The sequence below is a fragment of the Pseudonocardia parietis genome (assembly GCF_017876315.1).
In the GTDB taxonomy this organism is placed as follows: domain Bacteria; phylum Actinomycetota; class Actinomycetes; order Mycobacteriales; family Pseudonocardiaceae; genus Pseudonocardia; species Pseudonocardia parietis.
Genome location: NZ_JAGINU010000001.1, coordinates 7,194,526 through 7,219,684 on the forward strand (window position 1 = coordinate 7,194,526; position 25,159 = coordinate 7,219,684).

Below are 25,159 nucleotides of genomic sequence, written 5' to 3' on the forward strand. Positions count from 1 at the left end.
CACCGCGTTCGAGGCCCGGTCCCGTGCGGTACCTCGGACCTCGTGCGGGAACGGGGGGTCGTCAGCCGCCGCCGGTCACGGCGTGGAAAGCAACCGCGGCTGCCGTGGCTACGTTCAGCGAGTCCACGCCCGTCGCCATCGGGATCCGCACCCGCCGGTCGGCGGCGGCCAGGGCCTCCTCGGTGAGGCCGGGGCCCTCTGCCCCGAGCAACAGTGCGACCTTCTCCCCCGCCAGGCCCGCCGTGGCCAGCGGCTCGGCGTCCGCCGCCGGCGTCAACGCGACCACGGTGAACCCCTCGTCACGCAGCGTGTCCAGCGACGCGGGCCAGGGACCGTCCAGCCGGGTGAACGGCACCCGCAGCACATGCCCCATCGAGACCCGGACGCTGCGCCGGTAGAGCGGATCGGAACAGCCCGGCCCCAGCAGGAGCCCGTCCATCCTCAGGGCCGCCGCGTTGCGGAACAACGAACCGAGGTTCTCGTGGTCACCGACCCCCTCGCACACCACGACGGCGCGGGCACCTGCGAGGAGTCCCGCGACGTCGGGCGCGGCGGCCCGGTCGGCCACCGCGAGCACACCCCGGTTGAGGTGGAAACCCACCGCACGGGCCATGGTGTCGGCGTCGGTGGAGTAGGCGGGCACGTCCAGCCGGACCAGGTCGTCCGAGAGCTCGTCGAGGCGCCGCGGCACCCCCAGCAGCGACCGAACCGGGTACGCCGACTCCAGCAGCCGCCGTACGACGACGACACCCTCCGCGATCACCAGCCCGCGCCCGCCCGGGCGGTCCGGACGGCGATCGGCGGTGGTGAGATCCCGGAAGTCGTCGATGCGGGGGTCATTCGGGTCGTCGACCGCGGTGAGGATGGCCACGACCACCGATCGTCCCATGTCACTGACCGTTCAACGCTCCTGGTCGCCCTTTCAGCCGGTACCGCCCGGACCGGGGATATGACACCGTGTATTGCCGCCCTCCGATCAGGCCCCCCGGCCGGGTGAGGAGGCGCTCCCCGTTTGATGGAGGTCGGTTCTCGCATGGGTCAGGTTGTCGACCGGACGACGTTCACCCGGCGCGACCGCCAGCGGTACCGGATCAAGGTGCAACGATGCCTGGACTCGTTCGAGGACCTGCTCCGCAGCTACCCGTTCCCGGACACCGAGCCGATGACCGGTATGGAGATCGAGTTCAACCTCGTCGACCCGAAGCTGGCGCCCTCCCTCAACGGTCACGACGTCCTGGAGACGATCAACCGGGGCGAGTGGCAGTCCGAGCTCGGGCGCTGGAACCTGGAGCTGAACCTCCCACCGCGGCCGCTGCCGGGAGACCAGTGGCGCCAGCTCGAGCACGAGTTGCTGGATCTCCTCGCCGGAGCCGGGGCGAAGGCAGGTGACCTGCACACCCAGCTGGCGATGATCGGGATCCTGCCGACCCTGGACGTCGGCCACATGGTCGGTGAGGCGATCTCCCCGGAGGAGCGCTACCACGCGCTCAACGACCAGATGCTCAACGCCCGCGGCGAGCCGATCCGGGTCGACATCAGCGGCTGCGATCCGGACGAGCGGGTCAACGCCGACTTCGAGTCGATCATCCCGGAGGCGGCCTGCACCTCGATGCAGCTGCATCTGCAGGTCGCGCCGTCGGAGTTCGGCCGGTACTGGAACGCCGCCCAGTGCCTCGCCGGCGTCCAGCTCGGGCTGGGGGCGAACTCGCCGTTCCTGCTGGGCTCGCAGCTGTGGGCGGAGACCCGGGTGCCGCTGTTCGAGCAGTCCTGTGACGTCCGGACGCCCGAGCTCCACAACCAGGGCGTCCGGCCCCGGGTCTGGTTCGGCGAGCGCTGGATCGACTCCGCGCTGGACCTGTTCTCCGAGAACGCCCGCTACTTCCCCGCCCTGATGCCGCTCACCACCGACATCGACCCGGTCGCCCAGATGCGTGAGCAGGGGTTCCCGGAGCTGCCGGAGCTGACCCTGCACAACGGCACGATCTGGCGCTGGAACCGGCCGATCTACGACAGCACCGGACGGACCCCGCACGTCCGGCTGGAGAACCGGGTGCTGCCCGCGGGCCCGACCACCGTCGACATGGTCGCCAACGCACTGTTCTTCTACGGCCTGCTGCGCACCCTCGTGGAGTCGGACGAGGAGCTGTGGCGGTCGGTGTCGTTCGAGGCGGCCCGGGAGAACTTCCGGACCGCCGCCCGGCACGGTATGAACGCACCTCTCTACTGGCCCGGCACCGGGTGGGTCCGGCCCGACGAGCTCACGTTGCGCAAGCTGCTGCCGCTGGCGCACGAGGGACTCGCCCGCTGGGGCGTCAGCAGCGCCGTCTGCGACCGCTACCTGACGGTCATCGAACGGCGCTGCGTGACCCGGCAGACCGGGGCGTCCTGGCAGATCGACGCGGTCGCCGCCCTGGAAGAGCGCGGAGCGGACCGGCTCTCGGCGCTGCACGGGATGCTCGAGCGCTACCTCTGCCAGTCCGCCGCCAACCAGCCGGTGCACTCCTGGGAGCTGCCCTCCTGACGCCCGGCCGGCCTCGTCCCCACCGCGTACACGGTGAACGGTGCGCCGGGGCAGCACACCGGGCGGGGTCGATGGGGCCCGCGGTGTCACGGAAGGGTGCGACCGGGCGCTGAGCCGCCGGCCTCGGCTGATGCCGTTGGGTGATCATCGGACGAGTGCCGATCGGTGCCAACCATGGCACCGATCCGCACTGAAGAAATGATCACAGGCGGTACAAGCCAGCCACCAGCCAGATGATGACGAACGCGAGCCGGCCCGCCCAGCACAATCGGCGCCGGCCGCGTGAGGTGTCCTCGAGGCGCGGCTGCCCGTGCCGATCCGGCTTCGCCATCGCGAAGCCGCTCGCCCGACCTCCCCCGGCGGGCCGTCCACGTTCCTACCGTCCCGTTCGCGTGACCCGCCCCGGGCACGCGGTCCGGACGGAGGGACATGTCCGCGCAGCAGTACCGCACCGACCCGGCCGGTGACCCCGGTCCGCGGCGATGACGCGGGCGGTGGCGATGTCCCCGTTCCGCCTGTTCGGGCGACCGGCCCGGCCGGTCGCCGACGAACCCGACCCGTGGCTGGACGACCCGGCCCCCGCTCCGGCCGCTCCCGCACCCGCCCGGCATCCCGAGCAGCACCCCGCTGACCTGCCCACGGGCACACCTGTCGCTGGTGCGGGGCCCGCGACCGCGGCTGCCCGGCCGTCGTTGTGGACGGCGCACCGGCCGCCGCAGGTGGAGCCCGCCGAGCCGGAGCCGGTCACGGATCCGTTCGGGTTCGCGCCGGTCCGCCCGCCCGTGAGTCGCGCCGACACCTCGGCGGACCGCGCGTGGGCGCCGGACGGCGGCGGGGCCCGAACGGCCGGGATTCCGTTCCCGCAGGCCGTCGCGGACCCACCGGTCGCGCCGGCTCCGCCGGCCGCACCGGATCCACATCCGCCGGACGCATCGAATCCGCAGGTCTCGTCGGCCGCGCCGGTCGCATCGGTCGCGTCGGTCGCGCCGGTCACGTCGGCCGCGTCGGCCGCGTCGGCCGCGCCGGCCGCGCCGGCCGCGCCGGTCGCGCCGGGCCCCCCGGTCGCGCCGGACCCGCCGGCCAGCCGGGTCGAGACGGTCCCGCCGTCGACGAGCCGGGACCCCCGGGCCGACCGTCTCCCGGCACCGAACGGGTTGGACCCGGCCGCGGCGTCCGCGCTGGCCGGCGCCTTCGCCGCGGACCTCCTGTCCTGGGACGAGGACGATCCCGCCCGCCGGGGCCGGGCGCTCGGCGCGCACCTGACGTCGCCGGAGGGGGCCGCGCTGCTCGGCTGGACGGGCACCGGCCGGCAGCGCGCCGACCTCGTCCTGCCCGGGCGTGTCCGGACCGACGGGGAGCGGGTGCACGTCGACGTCCGGGTACGGGTCGTCCCGTACCGCCGGGTCGACGCCCGTGCGCCGGGCGCCCCCGAGCCCGACCCCGAGTCCCCGCTGGGTGAGCCCGCCGCCGCACCGGCGGCGTCGGCGCGCGGCTGGCGCGGGCTGGCCGCGCAATGGGTGCGGCTCGAGGTGGCCGTCGTGCGGGCAGGCGACCGGCTCGTCGTCGACGCCGGCCCCGCGAACGGGACGCCCGACCGGCCGTCCCCGGCGGATCTCGCCGCTCGGGGACGGTCCCGGTGACCCCGTCCCGGCGGATCCCGGCGGTCGGCGGACTGGCCGGCGGTGTCGGTACGACGACCGTCGCGCGCGCCCTGCGCGGCCACGACCTCGGCGTCGTGGCCGGCTCAGACCTGCTGCCGGACGTGCTGCTGTGCCGGGACACCGCGGCCGGGCTGGCCGCGGCGGCCCGGGTCGCGCCGGGTGCGGGCCGGGGTGGCCCCGTCCTGGCCGTGCACCCGGTCTCGGCGGAACCGGACGGCGTCGACTCCGGCGCCGCGGGCGAGGGCTGGGCCGCCGTCATCGCGCTCCCGCTCGTCCCGGGGTGGGCCCGCGCGATCGACCCGTGGTCGGACGCCGCCACGGTGCTGTGCCGGTCCACGACCTCCGCGCCGGTACGCCACTACGCCGAGGCCCTCCGCCGCGTCGTCACCGTGCTGAGCAACGGGTCCCGGCTGGACAAGCCGCTCGTTCCGCGGCACCCCGGGCCGCTGCGCCCGCTGCGGGGTGTGGTGCTGCGGCCCGGACGGGGGCGGTGAGCCGTGCGCATCGTGCTCGTCGTGCTGGCCGTCGTCGCAGTGCTGGTCGCCGCGCCACCCGCGGCCGGCGCGATCGCGAAACCGTCCGATGTGGACGAGACAATGGTTCCCGACGCGGCCCGCCCGCACCTGCCCCTGATCGCCGACCTGACCACGGACGGCTGCCCCGAGCTGCCGCCCGCCTGGGTGGTCGCGCAGGTGCAGGCCGAGTCGGGCTGGGACCCCGGCCTGCGCACCGGACACGCCGCCGGGCTGCTGCAGGTCTCGGAGCGGACCTGGGTCGCGGCCGGAGGTGCGTCGTGGCCGGATCCCGCGCTGACCGATCCGGCGGCGCACTTGCGGGTCGTCGTGCCGTGGCTGTGCTCGACCCTGCGCGCCGCCGCGGGCCATCTGGCGACGACGCCGAAGGACGTCACGGTGCTCGACGCGATGCTGGTCTGCCACGTCGCCGGCTGCCGGCGGGTGACCGGCTCGACGTCCGGAGTGCCGGCGCCGGGCGAGGCGGACTGCGCGCAGGCCTGCGCCGCGGCCGTCCGGCGCTACCTCGACGCGGTGCACGATCTCGTCGGCCGGTACGGGCCAGGAACACCACCCGTCGACGACCGGGAACGCGCCCACGACCGCGTCCCGGCGGCGGAGCCCGCGGCACCGGGCGCCCCGCAGCCCGAGCCCGCGGCCCCTGGGGCCCCGCAGTCCGAGCCGGTAGCGCCCGCCGCTCCACCGGCCGATCCGGCCGCGGCACCGGCACCGGCCTGGACCGGTGGGGCGACCGGCTGCGTCCGACCCGACCCGGTCCGGTCCGGCGGCTGCCTCACCGGTGCCACGGCACACGGGCTCGCCGCGGCCGAGGCGGTCTTCGATCCCGTCATCGAGAACGTCGGCTGCTGGGACGAGCACGTTCAGAACCCGAGTTCGGACCATCCGAAGGGACGCGCATGCGACCTGTTCACCGGCCCGGCCGGCCACTTCGCCGACGGCGCGGACCTCGACGAGGGCTGGCGGATCGCCCACTGGTTCGCCGCCAACTCCGAACCGCTCGGGGTGCGCTACCTGATCTGGCAGGGCCGCTACTGGGACCCGTCGGTCCGCGACGACGGCACCGGCTGGGGCCGGCGCTACACCGGCGGCGGGGTCTACGACACGTCCGATCCGACCGGCGGGCACTACGACCACGTGCACGTCAGCTTCGCGGAGTGACGGCATGAGACGCGCACTCCCGCTGCTGGTGCTCGCCGTGGTCCTCGTGGCACCGCTCGCGCTGCTGGTACCGGTCTTCCTGCCCGGGGAGCCGTCGGCCGCCGTGCTGACGTCGGCGGACCGGGCGGCGATCGGCGACCCGGGGATCGGGCGCGGTGCGGACCCGGTGCCGCCGCGGACGCTCCCGTCGTCGCCCTCCGCGGTCGCCCGGGCCTACCTGCGGGCCGCACACGCGGCCGGTCCGGACGACGCGGGCCGCAGCCGTCGGGACGCGGTCCCCTACGCGCAGTCGGGCAGCCCGGCCGCCACCGGCACACCGGTGCTCGACCCGCCGCGCCCCGGCGAGCGCCGGATCGCCGAGGTCGACGTGCTCGCCCCGGCCGGAAGCGACCCGGTTCGCGGCCGCACGGCGTTCGTCGCCGGCATCCGTACGACCACCGCGGCCCCCGGCGGCGCGCCACGCACCGAGCGGTGGCGGACCCGGGTGGTGCTGCACCACGGCCCGGACGGCCGCTGGCTCGTGACCGGCGACACCCCGATCACCCCGGACACGCCCGACGTGGACGACTGACCTTCGAGGAGCGGGCGATGACCGTCGACGAGCTGGAACAACTGATCAGGAAGCTGGTGGCCCAGGGGGTGACGGTGCTGCTGTTCGTCCTCGGCCCCGGCGGGGAGCTGGTCGACGTGACTCCGGGGGACGAGGCGGCGCGGCCCTCCGCGCGGTCCTCCGTGCAGTCCCCCGGTGAGGACACAGCACCACCCGACGCTCCGCCGCTCGCTCTCGCCCCCACCGACCCGCCCGCCACGGGCGACCCGGCACCATCGGACGACGGCACGACCGCGGGAGGAGAACCTGTGACGACCGACGGCACCACCGCCGCCGCGGCGCTCGGCTGGGGAGAGCCCGTCCGCACCGACGACTTCACGGACGGCACTTCCGGCTGGAACATCTACGACGGTCCCGGCCACGACGGGAACGGCCGCCGCACACCGGACGCGGTGAGCGTGCAGGACGGCGTCCTGACGATCACCGGGGACGGCGAGGGCAACACCGCCGGGATGGCCTGGACCGAGGGCAGCCAGCAGTACGGCCGCTGGGAGGGGCGGGTGAAGGCACCGGCCTCGGACCCGTCGTACAACGCGCTGCTGCTGCTCTGGCCGACCGCGGAGAACTTCCCGGTGGGCGGCGAGATCGACTTCATGGAGATGATGGACCCGTCCCGGCAGACGACCGACATCTTCGTGCACTACGGGGCGGACAACTCGCAGATCGACGGGTCGGTCGACATCGACGGCACCGAGTGGCACAACTGGGCCGTCGAGTGGACCCCGGACCGGATCACCGCCTACGTCGACGGTGAGCAGTGGTTCGAGACCACCGACCCGACGGTCCAGCCGCCCGGTCCGATGCACCTGTGCATCCAGCTCGACTGGTTCCCGCAGGGCGGGTCGGTGCAGGAGTCGACGATGCAGGTCGACTGGGTCCGCCAGTACACCCTCGACGGCGGGACGAGCTGACGCCGCCTCTCAGCTCCGCCACAGGCTCGTCCTTCTAGCGTCCCACCTGATTGCGAGGGAAGAGGAGGACGAGCGTGCACCAGCAGGCTCCCGACCGGGTCCGGCAGCCGGACCACGAGGACCCGGAGGCGCCGAGGCGTCGTCGCTGGCCGACGATCCTGGGGTCCGTGGTCGCCGTCGGGGCGCTGGCCGGGATGGTCGGGCTGGCCGCGAACGCCGATCTGCTCGGCGGCGGACCGGACAGCGCGCCGCCGGCCCCGCAGCCGAGTGCCGCGCCGCCCGCGCCCGCGCCGGGCGGGATGCGCGACCAGGAGCGACCCGACCAGGTCGCGGTGCTGGACCCGGCGTCGCGTTCGGACGCCGAGGCCGCCGTCCGCAAAGGCTGGCAGCTGGTCGCCGGCGACGAGTTCGACGGCGCAGCGCTCGACCCGGCCCGGTGGGCGGCCTACACCGGGGACACCACCGGCGGTGTCGGACGGCACCGGGCCGAGAACCTCTCGGTCCGGGACGGCCAGCTGATCCTCACCAGCCGTGGGCTGACCTCGGCCGGCCTGCACTGGAAGGGCGGCATGCAGTACGGCCGCTGGGAGATCCGGGCGAAGACCAACCCCGGGACCGGGTACGGCGACGTCGCGCTGCTCTGGCCGGTCGCCGAGGACTGGCCCGAGGGCGGCGAGCTCAACTTCATGGAGATCCCGAAGGGCGACCGCTCCGAGACGCACACGATCGTGCACTACGGCGAGGACAACAGCCAGGTCGGCAAGTCGATCCGGGGCGACTTCACGCAGTGGCACAACTACGCCGTCGAGTGGCTGCCGGACCGGGTCGTGTTCTACATCGACGGCCAGGAGGTCTTCCGGACCACCGACCTGGAGAAGATCCCGCCGCGCCCGATGCACCTGGCGATGCAGCAGGACATCGGCCCGTACGGCAAGGACTGGATCCCACCGCTCGACGAGACCTCGCCCGAGACGCTCGACTTCCAGGTGGACTGGGTGCGGATCTACGCACCGTGAGGACGGGTCACCTCGTCCCTGCTCGGCGGCGGGCCGGGGTGACCGACGCAAAGAAGAGGGCCCCGGCTCCTGTAGGAGCCGGGGCCTTCTCCTGTCCCGAACTGACGCGCCGCTCCCACCACGAAGCGACGAGTAGAAGTTAGCTCAGGCTTGCCTTACTACGCAAGCCCTTCACCTAACCGAGCAGCTCCCGCAGCGGCCCCACACCGAAGTACCCGACGAACAACGCCGCGACCACCCACATCAGCGGGTGCACCTGCTTGGCCCGCCCGGTCGCCGCGGCGAGCACCACGTAGCTGATGAAGCCGGCGCCGATGCCGTTCGCGATCGAGTACGTGAACGGCATGATGGTCACGGTCAGGAACACCGGGATCGCGGTCTGCAGCTCGTCGATCCTGATCGAGGTGATCTGCCGGAACATCAGTGCGCCCACGACGACGAGCGCGGGGGCGGCCGCCTCGACCGGCACGATCGCGTACAGCGGCGTGAAGAACATCGCCAGCAGGAACAGCACGCCGGTCAGCACGTTCGCCAGGCCGGTCCGGGCACCCTCGGCGATACCCGCGGCGGACTCCACGAACAGCGTGTTCGACGACGCGGACCCGGCACCGCCCGCGACCGCGCCCGCCCCCTCGACCACCAGCGCCTTCCCGACGTTCGGGAGTTTGCCGTCGTCGTCGGTCAGCCCGGCCTGCTTGCCGAGTCCGGTCAGCGTGCCCATGGCGTCGAAGAAGTTCGCGAGCACCAGGGTGAAGATCAGCAGGACGACGGTGATCAGGTCGAGCCGGGCGAAGGCCCCGAACGAGACCTGGCCGACCAGGGAGAGGTCCGGCAGTCCGACGACCTGGTCGGGCAGCGTCGGGACGGCGAGCGACCAGCCCCTCGGGTTGTCCGGCCCGGACGACCCGACCTGGGCGAACGCCTCGATGACGATCGCGATGATCGTGTTGATCACGACGCCGATCAGGATCCCGGCCCGCACCCCGCGCGCCACCAGCACACCGACGATCAGCAGCCCGAGGACGAACACGAACGTCGGCCAGGACGCGATGGAGCCGTCGATGCCCAGCCCGACCGGCACGGTGGTGTTGGCCGCGTCCGGCAGCCGGCGGACGAACCCGGAGTCCACGAGGCCGATCATCGCGATGAAGGCGCCGATGCCGACCGCGATCGCCGTCTTCAGTTCCCCGGGTACGGCGTTGAACACCGCCGTCCGGAAGCCGGTGACGGCGAGGAGCACGATGATGATGCCGTCGATGACGACCAGGCCCATCGCCTCCGGCCAGGTCATCATCGGGGCGATGGTCACCGCGAGCAGCGTGTTGATCCCCAGGCCGGTGGCGATCGCGAACGGGTAGTTCGCCAGCACCCCGAACAGGATCGTCATCACGCCCGCGACCAGGGCGGTCACGGCGGCGACCTGGGCCACCGGCAGGATCCCGCCGAGCGCGTCGGTCTTCGCCGACGGGTCGGTCGCGGTGACGCTGCCGAGGATCAGCGGGTTCAGCACGATGATGTAGGCCATCGCCATGAAGGTGACGAGGCCTCCGCGAAGCTCCCGGGGGATGGTGGAGCCGCGTTCGGAGACACGGAAGAAACGCTCGATCACGGCGACACCCTAGACGTGGCGCAACGATGGGCTTGCCGCCCGTGCACCGGTTAGGCTATGGAGCCGTGACGGCACCCGGACCCGACGACCCCCCACCTCCGCCGCCACTCCGGCCACGGTTCTACGAGGCGCCGCCGGTGATCGTCGGCGGGATGCTGCTGTGGGCGGCCGCCGCGGGGATCGCCCTGCTCGTCGCGGTCCTGAACGGGAACCCACCGGGAGAGCTGTTCTGGACCTGCGTCGCGGGCACCGGTGTCGGACTGCTCGGCGCCCTGCTCTTCACCGCCCAGCGGGCCGCCGCCCGCCGGGGCGACCGATCGGCACAGCGAGGCGTGGAACCGGGCCGGCGCCTGTCGTGAGACACCCGTCCGGCGCGGCCTAGGCTGGGCGACCATGACCGCCGCGAACGACCGTCCGACCGCCGTCGTCACCGGGGCCTCCTCCGGGATCGGTGCCGCCACCGCCCGTCACCTGGGCGCCGCCGGGTTCCATGTCGTCCTCGGGGCCCGCCGGGTCGAGCGCTGCGCGGAGATCGCCGCGGAGATCGGCGGCACCGCACTGCCGCTCGACGTCACCGACGCCGGCTCCGTACGGGCCTTCGACGAGGCGGTCCCGCAGGCGAAGCTGCTGGTCAACAACGCCGGCGGGGCCAAGGGCCTGCAGCCCGTCGCGGAGGCCGACGAGGACGACTGGCGCTGGATGTGGGAGACGAACGTCCTCGGGACGCTGCGCCTGACCAAGGCGTTCCTGCCGAAGCTGGAGGCCTCCGGGGACGGGCACGTCGTCACCGTCACCTCGATCGCCGCGCTCGACTTCTACGACAACGGAGCCGGCTACACCGCGGCCAAGCACGCCCAGGCGATGCTGCACCGCACGCTGCGCGGCGAGCTGCTGGGCCGACCGATCCGGATCACCGAGATCGCCCCGGGCATGGTGGAGACGGAGTTCTCCGAGGTCCGGTTCGGTGGCGACGCCGAGCGGGCGGCGAAGGTCTACGAGGGACTGACCCCGCTGACCGCCGACGACGTCGCGGACACCATCACCTTCGCCGCCACCCGACCGGCGCACGTCAACATCGACCAGATCGTGCTGAAGCCCCGCGACCAGGCGTCCGGGACGCGGCGGCACCGGCGCTAGAGGGTCTCCTCGGACCGGCGGCGCTGGTCGGCGTCGTCGGCCGGTTCGTCGCCGGCCAGCGCGCCGGCGATCCGCTGCTCGGACTCGAACAGGATCTCCTCCGCGTCGGGGTCGGTGCCGCGCTCCTCCGGGAGCGGCGTGCGGGTCCGGGCGCCGTCGGCGGGTACGTCGGGGTTCTCGGGAGCGGTCATGCCGCCGGGATACCCGTTTGGTTCCGTCCCCACGCGGGGGCCGTCAGAGGTGGCAGTTCACCAGGACGGGCTCGGGGCGCAGCACGACACCGAACCGGTCCGCGACGCCGTCGCGCACCTCCCGGGCCAGCGCCAGCAGGTCCGCGGTCGTGCCGCCCCCGCGATGGGTCAGGGCGAGCACGTGCCGGGTCGACAGCGACACCCGCCCGCCCGGTCCGGTGTGCCCGCGGGCGAAGCCGGCGTTCTGGATCAGTCCGGCGGCCGACAGCTTGACCCGGTCCGCGCCGGCGGGCCAGGCGGCCAGCCCGTCGATCACGGGGGCGTCGGCGGCGGGCAGGATCGGGTTGGTGAAGAACGAGCCGGCCGACCAGGTGTCGTGGTCGGCCGCGTCGAGGACCATGCCCTTGCCACGGCGCAGGCCCAGTACCGCCTCCCGCGCGGCCGCCGGGTCGACCCGCGACTCCGGTGTGACGCCGAGGGTGCGGGCCAGTTCGGCGTAGCGGATCGGGGCGGAGCCGCCGTCGGCGCGCAGGGCGAACCGGACGCGCAGCACGATCGCGTCGTCGTTGCCCTTGAGGACGCTGGTCCGGTAGGCCAGCCCCAGCTCGGACGCGGGCACGTGCTCGCGGACGATGCCGGCGCGGCGGTCGTAGAGGTCGACGTCGACGAGCAGGTCGGCCACCTCGACGCCGTAGGCACCGACGTTCTGCACCGGCGTCGCACCGGTCCGCCCCGGGATCCCGGACAGGCACTCCAGCCCGCCCAGGCCCTCCGCGACGGTCGCGGCGACGGCGTCGTCCCAGTCCTCGCCGGCGTCGACCGTCACCACGACGGCGTCCCCGGCACGCTCGTACGACAGGCCCCGGCCCGCGAGGAGGACGGCGGTGCCGTCGAACCCGTCGTCCGCGACGACCAGGTTGGAACCGCCGCCGACCAGCAGCACCGGCTCACCGGCGGCATCGGCGGAACCGACGGCGTCGACCACCTCGTCCGCGCCCTCGGCGCGCAGGACCCGGCCCGCCGGCCCACCCAACCGCAGGGTCGTGTGGACACTCAGCCGGGGATCGGTGGTCGTCGCCGCAGCACGCACACCGCCAACGGTAACCTGCGCCCATGCCGCGCTCGCTCGACTACCGCGCCACGTCCCCGCACCCCGCCGAGAAGGTCTATGCGGCGATGGTGGACCGGGACCTGCTCGAACAGCAGCTGCGGCACCTGGGCGGGCCCGGCGCGGGGGTCACCGAGTACGAGACCACCGCGGACGGCGTGCGCTACACCCTGCGGCACGGCATTCCGGCCGAGCACCTGCCGTCGGTCGTCACGTCGTTCGTGCCGGGCGGCAACCTGAAGATCGACCGCACCGAGCAGTGGCGGGCGGGTGACGCCGGTGTCTACGACGGCACCGGGACGGTGCAGGTCGTCGGCACCCCCGCGACGGCACGGTCGGTGATGCGGATCGCCGACGTCGAGGGTGGCTCCGAGGTGCGGATCAAGGCGGAGGTCACGGTGAAGGTGCCGCTGGTCGGCGCGAAGATCGAGGAGGCGGTCGCCGGGCAGATCGAGCAGCTGCTCGAGGCCGAGACCCAGTTCACCCTGAGCCACGTCTCATGAGCTCCGGCCGCCACTACGTCATCACCCTGTCCTGCCCGGACCGCACCGGCATCGTCGCGCGCCTCGGCGCGTTCCTCGCCGAGCTCGGTGCCTCGATCACCGAGGCCGCCTACCACGCCGACGTCGAGGCCGGGGTGTTCTGCACCCGCCAGGTCGTGGACGCCGCGTCGGTGCCCTGCGACGTCGACGAGCTCCGTGAGCGGTTCGCCCCGGTCGCCGAGGAGCTCGGTGGCGAGCACCGGATCTCCGACACGGGTGTGCGCAAACGCGCGGTGCTGCTGGTGACGAAGGACCAGCACTGCCTGCACGACCTGCTCGGCCGCGTGTGGACCGGCGAGCTCCCGGTGGAGATCACCAAGGTGATCGGCAACCACGCCTCGCTGGAGCCGATCGTGACCGCGCACGGCGTGGAGTTCGCGCACGTGCCGTTCCCCGCCGCCGGGGATCCCCACCGCGAGCAGGGCAAGGTCACCGCGTTCGAGGAGATCCGCAAGCTGGTCGACGCCGACTCCCCGGACGCGATCGTGCTGGCCCGGTTCATGCAGATCCTGCCCGCGCACCTGTGCGAGGCCTGGGCCGGGCGGGCGATCAACATCCACCACAGCTTCCTGCCGTCGTTCGCCGGGGCGCGGCCCTACCACCAGGCGTTCCGGCGCGGGGTGAAGCTGATCGGCGCGACCTGCCACTACGCCACCGCCGACCTGGACGCCGGTCCGATCATCGAGCAGGACGTCATCCGGGTCGACCACGGCGACGCCGCCGCCGACATGGTGCGACGGGGCCGGGACATCGAACGCCTGGTCCTGGCCCGGGGCCTGCGCTGGCACCTGGAGGACCGGGTCCTGATCCAGGGCAACCGGACCGTCGTCTTCCGCTGACCCGGCCCGCCGCCGCGCCGTGCTCCGCTGGGCCCTCCCCCGGGCCCTTCCCCCGCACCCCGCCGGGCCCTCCGCCACACCCGGCCGTGCCGTGCCTCCCCGCAGCACCCGTCCGTGCCGTGCCTTCCCCACCGCACCCGTCCCGCGCCCCGTCCCCTCCCGCACCCCGCCTCGCCGCGCGTTCCCGCCGAGATGCGGATCAGGGCGATTTGTCGATCTCTCCCGAGCCCTGAGCTGCATCTCGACGGGATGCTGAGCGATTCGCGATGGGGACGGGACCGTGCGACTCCGCCGTGCCCCGGACCGCCGTGGCGCAACATCGGCGGATGACGGTTCCGGGCTGGCCCGAGGTGTTCCGCGGAACGCAGGCGATCGCCGCGGGACTCGTGACCCGCGGGCGGCTGCGCGGTCCGGAGTTCCAACGTCTACTGCCCGACACGTACGCCCCGGCCGGACCTGTCGATCTTCGACTGCGGTCGCTCGCGGCGTACCTGTGGGCCGGCCCGGGTGCCGTGCTGTGCGGATATTCGGCCGCCGAGCTCCTGGGGGCGTCGTGTGCCTCGATCGGAGCGCCGGCCGAGGTCGTCGTGACGGCCGGACGCGCCGGAGCACGGTCGAGGCAGGGGGTCATCGTGCGGCGCGACGTCCTGCACCCGGGTGAGATCACCGAGGTGGACGGGGTCCGGGTCACCAGCCGGATGCGCACGGCGTTCGACCTGGCTCGGTGGCGGTCGCCGACCGAGGGCATCGTCGCGGTGGACGCGCTCGCCCGCGGGGCGTTCGCACCGGACCTGCTGCTGAACTTCACGGTCCGCTATGCCGGGCTGCGTGGCGTGCGGAAGATTCTCGATGCCCTGACCTGGGCCGACGCCCGCTCCGGATCCCCACCGGAGACCCGATTGCGGCTACTCCTGGTGCGTGCCGGACTGCCCCGCCCGGTCCCGCAGCACCCGGTTCTCGACGACGAGCGGCGCCGCGCGCTCTGGCTCGACCTCGCCTGGCCGGAGCACCGGCTCGCCGTCGAGTACGACGGTGATGACCATTTCGCGACTCCGGAGAAGGCGCGCGCCGACGCGCAGCGCCACACCCGGCTCGTCGCCGCCGGCTGGCGGGTCCTGCGTTATACCGCCCACGAGATGCGGCACGAGCCGGACCGCATCGTCGCCGAGGTCCGCCGCGCCCTCGGCCTTCCTCGCCGAGATGCACGTCAGCGGGATTTGTCGATCTCTCACGACCCCTGAGCCGCATCTCGACGAGGACGATCCGTGCCCGGACGGATCTTCGGCGGGCGGACCAGGCGGGGGCCGGACGGCACCGAGCGCCCGCCCCACGGTGTACGGGACGGGCGCTCGGACGGGCGGGACGGGCGGACCCGGCGGGTCAGGCGGCGGAACCGTGCTCCACCGCGACCGGCTCCAGGGCGATCTCCAGGACCTCGGCGACGTCGGCGACCGGGTGCACCCGCAGCTCGCCGCGGACGGACTCCGGCACCTCGTCGAGGTCGGGCTCATTGCGCTTCGGGATGACGACGTCGGTCAACCCGGCCCGGTGCGCTGCGAGCAGCTTCTGCTTGACACCACCGATCGGCAGAACCTTGCCCTGCAGCGTCACCTCACCCGTCATGCCGACGCTCGACCGCACCGGCCGTCCCGAGGCCAGCGACGCCAGCGCCGTCGTCATCGTCACCCCCGCGCTCGGTCCGTCCTTCGGGACCGCGCCCGCCGGGACGTGCACGTGCAGCTTGCGCTGCGCCAGGTCCCCTGCCAGGCCCTTCGACCGCAGGTAGGACAGGGCGATCGAGACCGACTCGGTCATCACCTCGCCCAGCTGCCCGGTGATCTGCAGGCCCGGGTCGCCGTCCATCGCGGTGGCCTCGATGAACAGGACGTCCCCGCCGGCGCCGGTGACCGCCAGCCCGGTCGCGACGCCCGGGACCGACGTCCGCTCCGCCGTCTCCGGCGTGAACTTCGGCCGCCCGAGGTAGGTGACCAGGGCCGTCGCGTCGACGTGCACCGGGCGCTCGGCCTCTGGACCGCGCGCAGCGCCGATGGAGCGCGCATCGGTGCTGTCCGCAGCGCCGGCGGAGCGCGCATCAGCACCGTCGAGCTGCACCGCGACCTTGCGGAGTACCTTCGCCAGCCCGCGCTCGAGCTGACGCACCCCGGCCTCCCGGGTGTACTCCGCGGCGATCATCGACAGGGCGACGTCGGTGAACTCGACGTCGTCCGGCTCCAGCCCGGTCTTCTCGATCTGCCGGGGAAGCAGGTGGTCGCGGGCGATCGCGACCTTCTCCGGCTCGGTGTAGCCGTCGAGTGTCACGACCTCCATCCGGTCCGCGAGGGGTCCGGGGATCGACGCGCCGTCGTTGGCCGTCGCCAGGAACAGCACGTTCGACAGGTCGAGGTCGACCTCCAGGTAGTGGTCGCGGAACGTGTGGTTCTGCGCCGGGTCCAGCACCTCCAGCAGCGCCGCGGTCGGGTCGCCGCGGAAGTCCGAGCCGACCTTGTCGATCTCGTCGAGCAGCACCACCGGGTTCATCGATCCGGACTCGCGGATCGCGCGGACGATGCGCCCGGGCAGCGCGCCGACGTAGGTGCGCCGGTGCCCGCGGATCTCGGCCTCGTCCCGGACGCCGCCCAGCGCGACCCGCACGAAGTTGCGGCCCAGCGCGCGGGCGACCGACTCCCCCAGCGACGTCTTGCCGACGCCGGGCGGCCCGACCAACGACAGCACGGCACCCGAGCCGCGGCCGCCGACGCTGTCCAGGCCCTTGCGGTTCCGCCGCGAGCGGACGGCCAGGAACTCGATCAGCCGCTCCTTCACGTCGTCCAGGCCGGCGTGGTCGGCGTCCAGGATCCGCCGGGCCTCGACGAGATCGTCGGTGTCGACGGTGGTCTCGTGCCAGGGGATGTCCAGGATCGTGTCCAGCCAGGTCCGGATCCAGCCGCCCTCGGGACTCTGGTCGGACGAGCGCTCCAGCTTGCCGACCTCGGTCAGCGCGGCCTTGCGGACGTGCTCCGGGAGGTCGGCGTTCTCGACCTTGGTCCGGTAGTCGTCCTCGGACTCCTCGCCGTCACCCCCGCCGAGCTCCTTGCGGATCGCGGCGAGCTGCTGGCGCAGCAGGAACTCCCGCTGCTGGCGCTCCATGCCCTCGCGGACGTCGTTCGAGATCTTCTCCGAGACCTCCTGCTCGGCCACGTGCTCCCGGGTCCACACCAGGAGCTTCTCCAGCCGGGCGGTCACGTCGATCTCGGCGAGCAGCTCGGCCTTGTGCGCGACGTCCAGCCAGGTCGCCCAGCCGGCCAGGTCGGCGAGCTGCCCGGGGTCGGACGTCTGCTGCACCGAGTCGATCACCTGCCAGGCGCCCCGCTGCTGCAGGATACCGACGACCAGGGCCTTGTACTCCTTGGCCAGCTCGTGGGTGCGGCCGGTCGGCGGGTCGGAGGTGATCGGCTCGGCCTCCACCCACAGCGCGGCACCGGGCCCGGTGACCCCGCTGCCGATCCGGGCACGACCCTCGCCGCGCAGGACCGCGGCCCGGTCGCCGTCCGGCAGCCTGCCGATCTGTTCCAGGACCGCGACGACGCCGATCGCGCCGTAGTGGCCGTCGAGACGGGGGACGACGAGCACCCGCCCCCCGATGTCGTCGTCGCCGTTCTCCGACTCCCGGTCGACCGCGGACGCCGCGTCGATCGCGGCCCGGGTCTCGGGAGCGTCCAGGCGGACCGGAACCACCATGCCGGGCAGCACGACGGCGTCGTCGAGGGGCAGGACGGGGAGCTTGCGCAGGTCACTCATATCCGCTGCAACAGTGGTGAGCCGGCCCGACTTCCCTAAGTTGAGTCCTGTCCGCTCAGGGCGAACAGGCTCGCTCAGCGGGCGAGGTCGTCGACCACGCCGGCGTTCGGGAGTGCTGCCAGGAGATCGCCGGGGACGGCGAGCTTTCCGTGGCGCGTCCCGCTCCCGATGACGACCGCGCTCGCCTGCGCGACGCCGGGCGCGATCCACAGCGGCCAGTCCGCGGGCAGCCCGATCGGGGTGATCCCGCCGTAGGCCATTCCGGTGACGGCGACGGCATCGTCCATCGGCGCGAACGAGGCCTTGCGAACGTCGAGCCGCCGCTTGACGACGCCGTTGACGTCGGCACGGGTCGTCGCGAGCACGACGCACGCGGCGTAGCGGAGGACCCCGGCCCGCTTTCCCGCGACGACGACGCAGTTCGCCGACTTCTCGAGCGGGGAGTCGTAGGTCTCGCAGAACGCGGCGGTGTCGGCCAGGTCCGGATCGATCTCGGCGACGCCGACCCGGTCGGCATCCAGCTCCTTCAGCGCGACGGCGACGGGCTCGGCGAGCAGGTCGGGCCGGTCGAGGGCGGGGACGGCGTGCAGCGTCCCGAGGACTCCCCAGTCGGGCCGGCTCACCAGCGCGGACCGCCGCCCTGGACCTCCATCACCGCGGGTTTCACGTCGACGATGTAGACGAGCACGGCGACCATCGCGGCCAGCCAGAACATCGCCCCGCCGTACATCGGGCCGCTGGTGATGACCAGCAGAAGCAGGCCGACGCCGGTGATGCCCATCCAGGCGTTCTTGGTCAGTTTCCCGGCCGCGGTGAAGGCGTCGGCCCGCTGGCGGATTGCGTGCAGGAACGCGTAGCCACCCACCGGGAGCGCGAGGATCTTCAGTCCGAGGACGATCCACTGGTCGAGGACGTACAGCAGCTCCACGTGGCCAGAGTACGGGCAGACCGGTCACCGGTCACGCCGCCTCCGACGATGCCACAGCACGCAGGCCCCGCCACCGGCACACGACGAGCGCCCCCGCCGGCGGGAGGCCGGCGGGGGCGCTGCGGAGTATCCACCGGGCGGCACGCCCGGCGGGGCTCACTTCTTCGTTGCGGAAGTGCTGGTGGTGCTGGTGCGGCGGGTGGCCGACTTGCGGGCCGGGGTGGCCTTGGCACCGGTGGCGGTCTTCGGGTCGGTCTTGGAGGCCGCCTTGCGGGCGGTGGACCGCGTGGTGGACGCAGCCTCGTCACCGGCCTCGGTGATCGCCTCGGCGGCGTCCTTCGACGCCTCGGTCACGGCGTCGGCGGTCTCGCCGGCCGCGGTCTGGGCGCGGCGGGCGACCTTCTCCCCGACCGAGCGGGTCTGGGTGGTGACCGTGTCGAGTGCCTTCGTCGCGGCGACGTGGGTGTCGTCCACGAAACCGTCGACGCGGGCGTCGAACTTCTCGGTCAGGTCCTCGACCGTCGTGATGGCCTGCTCGACCTGCGGCTGCTTGCGGATCCGGCCCCAGGCCTTCTCGCCGCGCCGGGCGAAGCCGACGTAGACGCCCTCGACCTCGGAGCGGAACTCGTCCACCTGCTTGCGCAGGTTGTCCGAGGACAGCTTGCCGCGCAGCTCCTTGAGCTCGTCGGGGAGCTCGGAGACGCGGGTCTGGACGTCCTCGACACGCTGCGTCGCGGTGACCCGGGCGTCGGTGACGACCTTGGACACGGTGGTGTAGGCGTAGTCGCCGGCGCCGAGGACGGCGAGCAGCGGGGTACGGACGACCTCGGCCTGCTCGGCGGTCTGCTCGCGCAGCTTCTTCACGTCGGTACTGGTCGGGAGGTTCACGGCCATGGTGATCACTTCCTCGTCTCGTTCGGGGTGTCGGCGGCGCTGACAGCGAGGCCGTTCTCGCGGCGGAACGACTCGTACACGTCGAGCAGCACGCGCTTCTGCCGCTCGTTGAGGGTCGGATCGGTGAGCACCGCGTCGGTCACCTTGCCCGCGGGGCGTTCCTCGAGGATCCCGGCGCGGACGTAGAGCGCCTCCGCCGAGATCTGCAGGCCCTTGGCGATCTGCTGCAGGATCTCGGCCGACGGCTTGCGCAGCCCACGCTCGACCTGGCTCAGGTAGGGGTTACTCACCCCGGCCGTCCGGGCCAGCTGTCGCATGGAGACCTGGGCGGCCTCCCGCTGGGTGCGGATGTAGGACCCGATGTCTCCGACCGCGTGCTCGACGGCCTGCTGGGCCTGGCCGACGACCTGGCCGACGTGCTCGACGGCCTGACCGACTCGCTCGGTGGGCTCGACGGAGTGCTTCTCACCGCGACCGGGCCTCGGCTCGGTGGCCATCCGTCTCACTCCGATCGATCTGTTCCTCACTGACAGCATCGACCGTACGCCCGAGCGCTAGCTGTTGCAAGCACCGTGCTAGCGCTGGTCACGTGGCATGCGCCACGTTCCTCATCCGATGAGCAGCTCCCCCACGGTGTGGATGACCAGACCGGCGAGCGCCCCCACGACGGTGCCGTTGATCCGGATCCACTGCAGGTCGCGGCCGACCTGCAGCTCGATCTTGCGTGAGGTCTCCTCCGCGTCCCACCGGGCGACCGTCTCGGTGATCAGCGTGGTGATCTGGTGCCGGTAGTGGCGGACGACGTAGCACGCGGCGTCGATCATCCAGCCGTCGATCTTGGCGGTGAGCTCGCGATCCCGGCCGAGCCGGCGGCCGAACGCCATCAGCCCGTCCTGCACCCGCACCCGCAGATCGTGGGACGGGTCGTCCGCGGCGTCGAGCACCATGCTCTTCACGACCGTCCAGGCCCGCCCGATGAAGTGCTGCACCTCGGGGTGCTCGACCATCTGGCGCTTGACCTGCTCCGCCCGGTCCCGGGTCTGTGCGTCGTGCTGCAGGTCCTGCGCGAACTCGGCCAGGTAGCGGTCCACGGCGTGCCGGAGCGGGTGCTCCGGGTCGGTCTTGACCGCCCAGGCATAGCCGCGGATCTCGGCGAACAGCTTGTCCGCGACCATGTCGTCGACGAACCGCGGAGTCCAGGACGGCGCCCGCTCGTGCACCACCCGCAGCACCATCTCCTGGTTGTCGGCGACCCAGTCGTAAGCACGGTCACAGACGAGGTCGACCAGGCGCCGGTGCGCGCCGTCGGCCAGGACACCCTCGAGGGCCTTGCCCAACGGCGGCCCGACCGGGATCTCCAGGAGCTTCCGGACGGCGACCGACTCGATGACGTTCTGGACGTCCTCGTCGCGCAGCACGGTGACGAGCGCGCGGGCGGCGGTGACCAGCTCCGTGGTGACCCACTTGGCGTTGGCCTCCTGGCCGAGCCAGTGGCCGACCTGCTCGCTGACGGCGACCCGCTCCAGCTTGTCCCGGATGACGGCCTCGGACAGGAAGTTCTCCCCGACGAAGTCGCCGAGGCTGTCCCCGATCGTGTCCTTCTTGCGGGGGATGATCGCCGTGTGCGGGATCGGGATCCGCAGCGGGTGCCGGAACAACGCGGTGACCGCGAACCAGTCCGCCAGGGCGCCGACCATGCCGGCCTCGGCAGCCGCCCGGACATAGGCCGCCCAGGAAAGCCCCTGGACGACCTCCAGGTACTTGGCGATCAGGAAGACGATCGTGGCCCCGACCAGGAACCCGGTCGCGACGATCTTCATCCGGCGCAGGTCACGCCGCTTCTGTTCGTCGCCGGGACCGAAGCCGCCGAGCGGCACGGAGGGGACGGAGCCGACGGTCCGGTCCCGCTGCGGGGTCGGTGCCGGGCGCTCCGGCGCGCGGGAGGTCTGCACGCCTCCATAGTGCCTCGCGACACCGACGGTGGGCCTCGGGGTAGGTGCCGGGTGATGTCCGGGCATCCCCCGAGGCCGACCGTGCGGTGGGCGCGGTCAGCGCCCCAGCGCGACGACCTCGGCGTCCGACATCTCGCTCGCGGGGGTCGCGTGCCGGTTCCGGACGGCGTCGCAGACCGCGTCCACGATGACCGCGGCCTCGGGGACGCGGTACCCGACCCGGGACGGGGCGACCCGCCACTGCACCCAGCCGTCGGGCCGTTCGGTCGGCGGCGCGACGATCCCGATGCCGTCGGTGTGCAGCACGACGTCGGTGTGCAGGCTGAGCTCGGCGGGCAGCGCGTGCCGCGGGGTCATCGGGAACCACCAGGTGCCCTGCGGGGTCGCGGCCACAGGGACGACCTCGCCTGCCTCCCGCAGCGTCCGGCAGACCTGGCGGCCGATCGCGGCGGGCACCTCGACGACGTCGAGCACGTCGCCCGTTGCCAGCATCACCTCGGATCCGGGGCCGGGCACGAGCTTCCATCCGTGATCGGCGTACTCGTGTGCGGCCGCCCGCAGCTCCGCGCCGTAGACGACTCGGTAGCTGTCCCACCAGGACATCGGGATCCACTTCCTTTCACCTGCGCCGGCGCCACCGTGGCGCCGCTTCTGTGAAGTGCAACACCAGCATGCGTCAGTGGTCACGGGTTTGCGAGTGATCGGCGACGAGGACACGCGGCGGCGAGACGAGCGGGATCGGCCGACCGCACGGCGCCGTCACCACCGGTGAACGGCAGGTGACCGGACGGAGCGACCGGACGACCGGTGGCAACCTCCACGGCCCTCCGGGACCCGCCGGTCGTCGCACCGCTCGACATGCCCTCGTTCTCCGACCTTCTTTATGATCGAGCTAGTTCCCGATCCGCAGGAGGCAATGGCATGACAACGATCCGGAGCGCCGGGCCGACGACCCGCGCCGACACGGTCAGGTGCTGGGTGGTGCTCGCCGCCGCGGTACTGCAGACGGTGGCGGGCTCGCTCGGCGGCAGCGGGCTGTTCGGGGAGTCGCAGCGGGTGCTGTCCGATCGCTACCCGTCCGTGCTGGCGCCCGCCACGATCGCGTTCTCCGTCTGGTCGGTGATCTACCTCGGCCTGCTGCTGTACGCGGTGTACCAGTCCTTGCCGGGCCAGCGGTCCCGGCCGGTGCACCGGACGACCGGCTGGCTGTTCGTCGCGACGGCGGCACTCAACGCCGGCTGGATCGTGATCTTCTCGCAGGAGCTCCTGGGCACGGCCCAGCTGGTGATCGCGGCACTACTGGTGACCCTCGCGACGATGCTGTGGCGGCTCGCCGCGGTGCCGGCCGACGGCGTGGCCGACCGGGTGCTGGTCCACGGGCCGATGGCGTTCTACGCCGGGCGGGTCTCGCTGGCGACGGTGGCCGGGTTCTCGGTGACGCTGACCTACTGGGGCGCCGCGCTCGGCCCGGTGACGGGCGCGCTGCTGCTGCTCCTGGCCGTCGTCGTGGTCGGGTACGCGACGCTCCGGACGGTGAGCGCGCTGCCGTACGCCGCGACGGCGGTGTGGGCGTTGTTCTGGATCACCGTGGAGGCACCCGGCCCGGTGGCGGTGGTCGCCGGGATCGGTGCGGTCGCGGTGGTGGTCGCCGCGGTGCTGCGGGCCCGCCGGGGGATGCGACCCGCGTTCGGCTGAAGGCGCCCGCACCCGTCGGGCCGGAAAAGACGACCGGCGCCGCCTCTCCCCTCGGGGAGCGACGACGCCGGTCGTACACGCGGGGTCATGCCCCGCGGGAAGTCAGATCACGCGGACCGTGTCGGCCTGCGGGCCCTTCTTGCCCTGGCTGGCCTGGAAGTCGACCCGCTGGTTCTCCTCCAGGGTACGGAAGCCGTTCGACTCGATGGCGGAGTAGTGGACGAAAACGTCCGGTCCCTCGTCGTCGGTGGCGATGAAGCCGAAACCCTTTTCGGCGTTGAACCACTTGACGGTGCCCTGCGGCATAGCTTGTGTCCTTCTCAGATGGAGCGGTCCCGGCCCTCACAGCAAGAGCCGGCGGTCGCGCGGGCGGCGTCGGTGACACGACCGCATCACCGGCGAAGCCCACCGTCACAACTTCACACGGACGCTTCACGGCGATCGAGAGAAGAACGACTGCAACCGGCTCGGACGCTACCACGGCCGAGTCCGGCATGGACGGGCTCACCGGACTGCCGCCCAGCAGCGTTCCGGCGACCCCCTGCTCCCCTGCGTTCCCCGCGCTCCCGTCGCCCTCCCGTCGCCCTCTCGTCCGCTCGATCCGGCATCACGGACCGTGAGATATCGGCCGCTGACCAGGTACTGCCGGTCACCGACTACACCGACAGGTGAACGCGGATCCGATTCCACGCCGTCGAGTGAGCGACCGCGACCGGATACCCCCGGATCGGGTGGCGAAACCGCTTCGGCCCGGGCTCCGGCCCCGGCACGCCCCCTGACGAGGTACCCCGTTCCGGGGGTCCGGCGACCCGGACCGCTCGCTGAGTGACCGGTGGGGCACCCGTGACGGCGACGACCACGATCGGGTCCCTGGTGGATAACCGCTGGTGACCGCAAGCTCTGCGCCGTCCGTCACCACGTGCAGCAGCCCCGCGAACTGGAGAGACCGTGCGATCCCGAGTCACCACTTCCGTCGCCCTGACCCTCATGATCGGCACGCTGGGTGTGTGCGGTGCCGGCGTGGCCGGCGCGGCCGAGCCCGCGCACGCCTCTGCTGAGCCCGCCGCGCACTCGGCACCCACCCAGTCCACGGAGGACGGTCCGCTGGACCGGCTGTTCGAGACCCTGTTCGGGAACGGGGCTCCGGCCGACGACCCGGCAGACCTCGACGCCGGCGCCGCCCCCGACGCACCGGTCGCTCCGGGCGTGCCGCAGGTTCCGGCGGTCCCCGGTCAGCCGGCGGTCGGGGCCGCCGACGACCCGGACGTTCCCGGCGCACCCGCCGTGCCCGGTGTTCCCGCTGCGCCCGGCGTTCCGTCTGCTCCCGGTGTCCCGGCCGCTCCCGGTGTTCCGTCTGCCCCCGGCGTTCCGGCTGCGCCCGGCGTTCCGGCGGTTCCGGGGGCGCCTGCGGTTCCGGGCGCTCCGGCGGTTCCCGCTGCTCCGGCTACGCCGACGGTTCCGGCTGCTCCCGGTGTACCGGCTGCTCCGGCGGTTCCCGGTGCACCAGCGGTTCCGGCTGCTCCGGCAGTTCCCGGTGCACCGGCAGCGCCCGGCGCAGTGGCGGCGCCCGCGGTCCCGGAGGCGCCTGCGGTCCCGGGCGTGCCCGCCGCTCCGGCCGTGCAGGCTGCTCCGGCCGTGCCCGCCGTCCCGGCGGCAGCGGCACCGGCCGACCCCGCGCTCGCGGGCGTCGCACCGGTCACTCCGGCGGTGCAGCAGGCGCCGGCCGAAGCAGGTGCCCAGGCCGCGCCGGAGCCGCCGGTCGCGCCCCAGCCCCCTGGCGTTTCGCAGGTGCCCGCGGCCCCCGCCGTCCCGTCGGTCCCCGCCCCGCAGGCTCCCGCCGTCCCCCAGGCGCCTGCCGTCCCCGCGGCGCCGCAGGCACCGGCGGTCCCCGGCGTGCCCCAGGTCCCGGCCGACGCCCCGCAGGCGCCTGCCCTCCCGGGCGCACCCGCTGTCCCGGGCACACCCGCCGTTCCGAGCACACCCGCCGTTCCGAGCGCGCCCGCTGTTCCGGGGGCGCCCGTTGTTCCGGCGGCTCCCGCTGTTCCGGCGGCTCCCG

25 protein-coding genes are annotated in these 25,159 nt (G+C 73.2%); 13 read left to right on the top strand and 12 right to left on the bottom strand.

Annotation, left to right across the window (positions count from 1 at the left end; all coding sequences use genetic code 11):
• Positions 1 to 61 precede the first annotated feature (61 nt).
• Positions 62 to 889, bottom strand: coding sequence for a TrmH family RNA methyltransferase (locus JOF36_RS33990; RefSeq protein ID WP_210034865.1), 828 nt, complete (start codon positions 887 to 889; stop codon positions 62 to 64).
• A gap of 144 nt (positions 890 to 1,033) precedes the next feature.
• Here JOF36_RS33990 and JOF36_RS33995 point away from each other — a divergent pair, with 144 nt between their 5' ends.
• From JOF36_RS33995 to JOF36_RS34025, 7 genes are all read left to right on the top strand, one after another.
• The gene (locus JOF36_RS33995; protein ID WP_210034867.1) at positions 1,034 to 2,521 is read left to right on the top strand and encodes a glutamate-cysteine ligase family protein; all 1,488 of its coding nucleotides are present in this window, start codon (positions 1,034 to 1,036) and stop codon (positions 2,519 to 2,521) included.
• A 500-nt stretch (positions 2,522 to 3,021) separates the two neighbouring features.
• Positions 3,022 to 4,161, top strand: coding sequence for a hypothetical protein (locus JOF36_RS34000; protein WP_210034869.1), 1,140 nt, complete (start codon positions 3,022 to 3,024; stop codon positions 4,159 to 4,161).
• Positions 4,158 to 4,676 carry a hypothetical protein gene (locus JOF36_RS34005; protein WP_210034870.1) on the top strand — a complete coding sequence of 173 codons (519 nt, stop codon included), beginning with the start codon at positions 4,158 to 4,160 and terminating at the stop codon, positions 4,674 to 4,676. Before JOF36_RS34000 ends, JOF36_RS34005 begins: the two co-directional genes overlap by 4 nt.
• Positions 4,677 to 4,679: 3 nt before the next feature.
• Complete coding sequence (locus JOF36_RS34010; protein ID WP_210034871.1) at positions 4,680 to 5,873, top strand: VldE C-terminal domain-containing protein; 1,194 nt, start codon at positions 4,680 to 4,682, stop codon at positions 5,871 to 5,873.
• 4 nt (positions 5,874 to 5,877) lie between these two features.
• Positions 5,878 to 6,444: a hypothetical protein gene (locus tag JOF36_RS34015; protein WP_210034872.1), complete on the top strand. Its 567-nt coding sequence runs from the start codon at positions 5,878 to 5,880 to the stop codon at positions 6,442 to 6,444.
• A gap of 17 nt (positions 6,445 to 6,461) precedes the next feature.
• A complete protein-coding gene (locus JOF36_RS34020) occupies positions 6,462 to 7,394 on the top strand; it encodes a glycoside hydrolase family 16 protein (RefSeq protein ID WP_210034873.1) in 933 nt (310 codons plus the stop codon).
• A gap of 74 nt (positions 7,395 to 7,468) precedes the next feature.
• Entirely contained in the window at positions 7,469 to 8,410 is a 942-nt protein-coding gene (locus tag JOF36_RS34025; RefSeq protein ID WP_210034874.1) for a glycoside hydrolase family 16 protein, read from the top strand.
• Between the two features lie 175 nt (positions 8,411 to 8,585).
• On the opposite strand, the gene JOF36_RS34030 is transcribed toward JOF36_RS34025, so the two are convergent.
• Entirely contained in the window at positions 8,586 to 10,019 is a 1,434-nt protein-coding gene (locus JOF36_RS34030) for an NCS2 family permease (RefSeq protein WP_210034876.1), read from the bottom strand.
• Positions 10,020 to 10,084: 65 nt separating this feature from the next.
• Between JOF36_RS34030 and JOF36_RS40475 the strand changes: the two genes are divergently transcribed.
• Both JOF36_RS40475 and JOF36_RS34040 read left to right on the top strand, forming a co-directional pair.
• Complete coding sequence (locus JOF36_RS40475) at positions 10,085 to 10,378, top strand: DUF2530 domain-containing protein (RefSeq protein ID WP_307862727.1); 294 nt, start codon at positions 10,085 to 10,087, stop codon at positions 10,376 to 10,378.
• Between the two features lie 34 nt (positions 10,379 to 10,412).
• Positions 10,413 to 11,156, top strand: coding sequence for an SDR family NAD(P)-dependent oxidoreductase (locus tag JOF36_RS34040; RefSeq protein ID WP_210034880.1), 744 nt, complete (start codon positions 10,413 to 10,415; stop codon positions 11,154 to 11,156).
• Here the strand turns inward: JOF36_RS34040 and JOF36_RS34045 are convergent.
• Complete coding sequence (locus tag JOF36_RS34045; RefSeq protein WP_210034881.1) at positions 11,153 to 11,347, bottom strand: hypothetical protein; 195 nt, start codon at positions 11,345 to 11,347, stop codon at positions 11,153 to 11,155. The two genes, JOF36_RS34040 and JOF36_RS34045, sit on opposite strands and share 4 nt — an antisense overlap.
• A 43-nt stretch (positions 11,348 to 11,390) precedes the next feature.
• The gene (locus tag JOF36_RS34050) at positions 11,391 to 12,437 is read right to left on the bottom strand and encodes a UDP-N-acetylmuramate dehydrogenase (RefSeq protein WP_210034883.1); all 1,047 of its coding nucleotides are present in this window, start codon (positions 12,435 to 12,437) and stop codon (positions 11,391 to 11,393) included.
• Between the two features lie 23 nt (positions 12,438 to 12,460).
• Here JOF36_RS34050 and JOF36_RS34055 point away from each other — a divergent pair, with 23 nt between their 5' ends.
• The 3 genes from JOF36_RS34055 to JOF36_RS34065 all read left to right on the top strand — a co-directional run bounded on the left by JOF36_RS34055 (position 12,461) and on the right by JOF36_RS34065 (position 15,077).
• Positions 12,461 to 12,958, top strand: a complete 498-nt coding sequence (locus JOF36_RS34055) for a DUF2505 domain-containing protein (RefSeq protein WP_210034885.1) — start codon at positions 12,461 to 12,463, stop codon at positions 12,956 to 12,958.
• Complete coding sequence (gene purU, locus JOF36_RS34060) at positions 12,955 to 13,836, top strand: formyltetrahydrofolate deformylase (RefSeq protein ID WP_210034888.1); 882 nt, start codon at positions 12,955 to 12,957, stop codon at positions 13,834 to 13,836. The genes JOF36_RS34055 and purU overlap by 4 nt, the downstream gene beginning before the upstream one ends.
• A gap of 326 nt (positions 13,837 to 14,162) precedes the next feature.
• Positions 14,163 to 15,077, top strand: a complete 915-nt coding sequence (locus tag JOF36_RS34065) for a DUF559 domain-containing protein (RefSeq protein WP_210034891.1) — start codon at positions 14,163 to 14,165, stop codon at positions 15,075 to 15,077.
• A 139-nt stretch (positions 15,078 to 15,216) separates the two neighbouring features.
• On the opposite strand, the gene lon is transcribed toward JOF36_RS34065, so the two are convergent.
• The 7 genes from lon to JOF36_RS34100 all read right to left on the bottom strand — a co-directional run bounded on the left by lon (position 15,217) and on the right by JOF36_RS34100 (position 22,011).
• The gene (gene lon, locus JOF36_RS34070) at positions 15,217 to 17,634 is read right to left on the bottom strand and encodes an endopeptidase La (protein WP_210034894.1); all 2,418 of its coding nucleotides are present in this window, start codon (positions 17,632 to 17,634) and stop codon (positions 15,217 to 15,219) included.
• Positions 17,635 to 17,708: 74 nt separating this feature from the next.
• Complete coding sequence (locus JOF36_RS34075; RefSeq protein ID WP_210034896.1) at positions 17,709 to 18,257, bottom strand: YbaK/EbsC family protein; 549 nt, start codon at positions 18,255 to 18,257, stop codon at positions 17,709 to 17,711.
• Positions 18,254 to 18,562 (bottom strand): DUF2516 family protein, encoded by a 309-nt coding sequence (locus tag JOF36_RS34080; RefSeq protein ID WP_210034897.1) that lies wholly within the window; start codon positions 18,560 to 18,562, stop codon positions 18,254 to 18,256. Before JOF36_RS34080 ends, JOF36_RS34075 begins: the two co-directional genes overlap by 4 nt.
• Before the next feature lie 156 nt (positions 18,563 to 18,718).
• Entirely contained in the window at positions 18,719 to 19,456 is a 738-nt protein-coding gene (locus JOF36_RS34085) for a hypothetical protein (RefSeq protein WP_210034898.1), read from the bottom strand.
• A 5-nt stretch (positions 19,457 to 19,461) separates the two neighbouring features.
• Positions 19,462 to 19,953: a helix-turn-helix domain-containing protein gene (locus JOF36_RS34090; protein WP_210034899.1), complete on the bottom strand. Its 492-nt coding sequence runs from the start codon at positions 19,951 to 19,953 to the stop codon at positions 19,462 to 19,464.
• Positions 19,954 to 20,064: 111 nt separating this feature from the next.
• Positions 20,065 to 21,333 (bottom strand): DUF445 domain-containing protein, encoded by a 1,269-nt coding sequence (locus JOF36_RS34095; RefSeq protein ID WP_210036431.1) that lies wholly within the window; start codon positions 21,331 to 21,333, stop codon positions 20,065 to 20,067.
• A gap of 171 nt (positions 21,334 to 21,504) precedes the next feature.
• Positions 21,505 to 22,011, bottom strand: a complete 507-nt coding sequence (locus JOF36_RS34100; RefSeq protein WP_210034901.1) for a bifunctional DNA primase/polymerase — start codon at positions 22,009 to 22,011, stop codon at positions 21,505 to 21,507.
• A 318-nt stretch (positions 22,012 to 22,329) separates the two neighbouring features.
• Here JOF36_RS34100 and JOF36_RS34105 point away from each other — a divergent pair, with 318 nt between their 5' ends.
• A complete protein-coding gene (locus tag JOF36_RS34105) occupies positions 22,330 to 23,103 on the top strand; it encodes a TspO-related membrane protein (protein ID WP_210034903.1) in 774 nt (257 codons plus the stop codon).
• Positions 23,104 to 23,205: 102 nt separating this feature from the next.
• Here JOF36_RS34105 and JOF36_RS34110 read toward each other — a convergent pair whose 3' ends face one another.
• Positions 23,206 to 23,409 (bottom strand): cold-shock protein, encoded by a 204-nt coding sequence (locus JOF36_RS34110; protein WP_210034904.1) that lies wholly within the window; start codon positions 23,407 to 23,409, stop codon positions 23,206 to 23,208.
• Positions 23,410 to 25,159 lie beyond the last annotated feature (1,750 nt).

Coding starts and splice junctions, on each gene's coding strand:
- JOF36_RS33990 (WP_210034865.1), bottom strand. CDS start 889: ATGGGACGATCGGTGGTCGTGGCCATCCTCACCGCGGTCGACGACCCG.
- JOF36_RS33995 (WP_210034867.1), top strand. CDS start 1,034: ATGGGTCAGGTTGTCGACCGGACGACGTTCACCCGGCGCGACCGCCAG.
- JOF36_RS34000 (WP_210034869.1), top strand. CDS start 3,022: ATGTCCCCGTTCCGCCTGTTCGGGCGACCGGCCCGGCCGGTCGCCGAC.
- JOF36_RS34015 (WP_210034872.1), top strand. CDS start 5,878: ATGAGACGCGCACTCCCGCTGCTGGTGCTCGCCGTGGTCCTCGTGGCA.
- JOF36_RS34020 (WP_210034873.1), top strand. CDS start 6,462: ATGACCGTCGACGAGCTGGAACAACTGATCAGGAAGCTGGTGGCCCAG.
- JOF36_RS34040 (WP_210034880.1), top strand. CDS start 10,413: ATGACCGCCGCGAACGACCGTCCGACCGCCGTCGTCACCGGGGCCTCC.
- JOF36_RS34045 (WP_210034881.1), bottom strand. CDS start 11,347: ATGACCGCTCCCGAGAACCCCGACGTACCCGCCGACGGCGCCCGGACC.
- JOF36_RS34055 (WP_210034885.1), top strand. CDS start 12,461: ATGCCGCGCTCGCTCGACTACCGCGCCACGTCCCCGCACCCCGCCGAG.
- purU (WP_210034888.1), top strand. CDS start 12,955: ATGAGCTCCGGCCGCCACTACGTCATCACCCTGTCCTGCCCGGACCGC.
- JOF36_RS34065 (WP_210034891.1), top strand. CDS start 14,163: ATGACGGTTCCGGGCTGGCCCGAGGTGTTCCGCGGAACGCAGGCGATC.
- lon (WP_210034894.1), bottom strand. CDS start 17,634: ATGAGTGACCTGCGCAAGCTCCCCGTCCTGCCCCTCGACGACGCCGTC.
- JOF36_RS34085 (WP_210034898.1), bottom strand. CDS start 19,456: ATGGCCGTGAACCTCCCGACCAGTACCGACGTGAAGAAGCTGCGCGAG.
- JOF36_RS34090 (WP_210034899.1), bottom strand. CDS start 19,953: ATGGCCACCGAGCCGAGGCCCGGTCGCGGTGAGAAGCACTCCGTCGAG.
- JOF36_RS34100 (WP_210034901.1), bottom strand. CDS start 22,011: ATGTCCTGGTGGGACAGCTACCGAGTCGTCTACGGCGCGGAGCTGCGG.
- JOF36_RS34105 (WP_210034903.1), top strand. CDS start 22,330: ATGACAACGATCCGGAGCGCCGGGCCGACGACCCGCGCCGACACGGTC.
- JOF36_RS34110 (WP_210034904.1), bottom strand. CDS start 23,409: ATGCCGCAGGGCACCGTCAAGTGGTTCAACGCCGAAAAGGGTTTCGGC.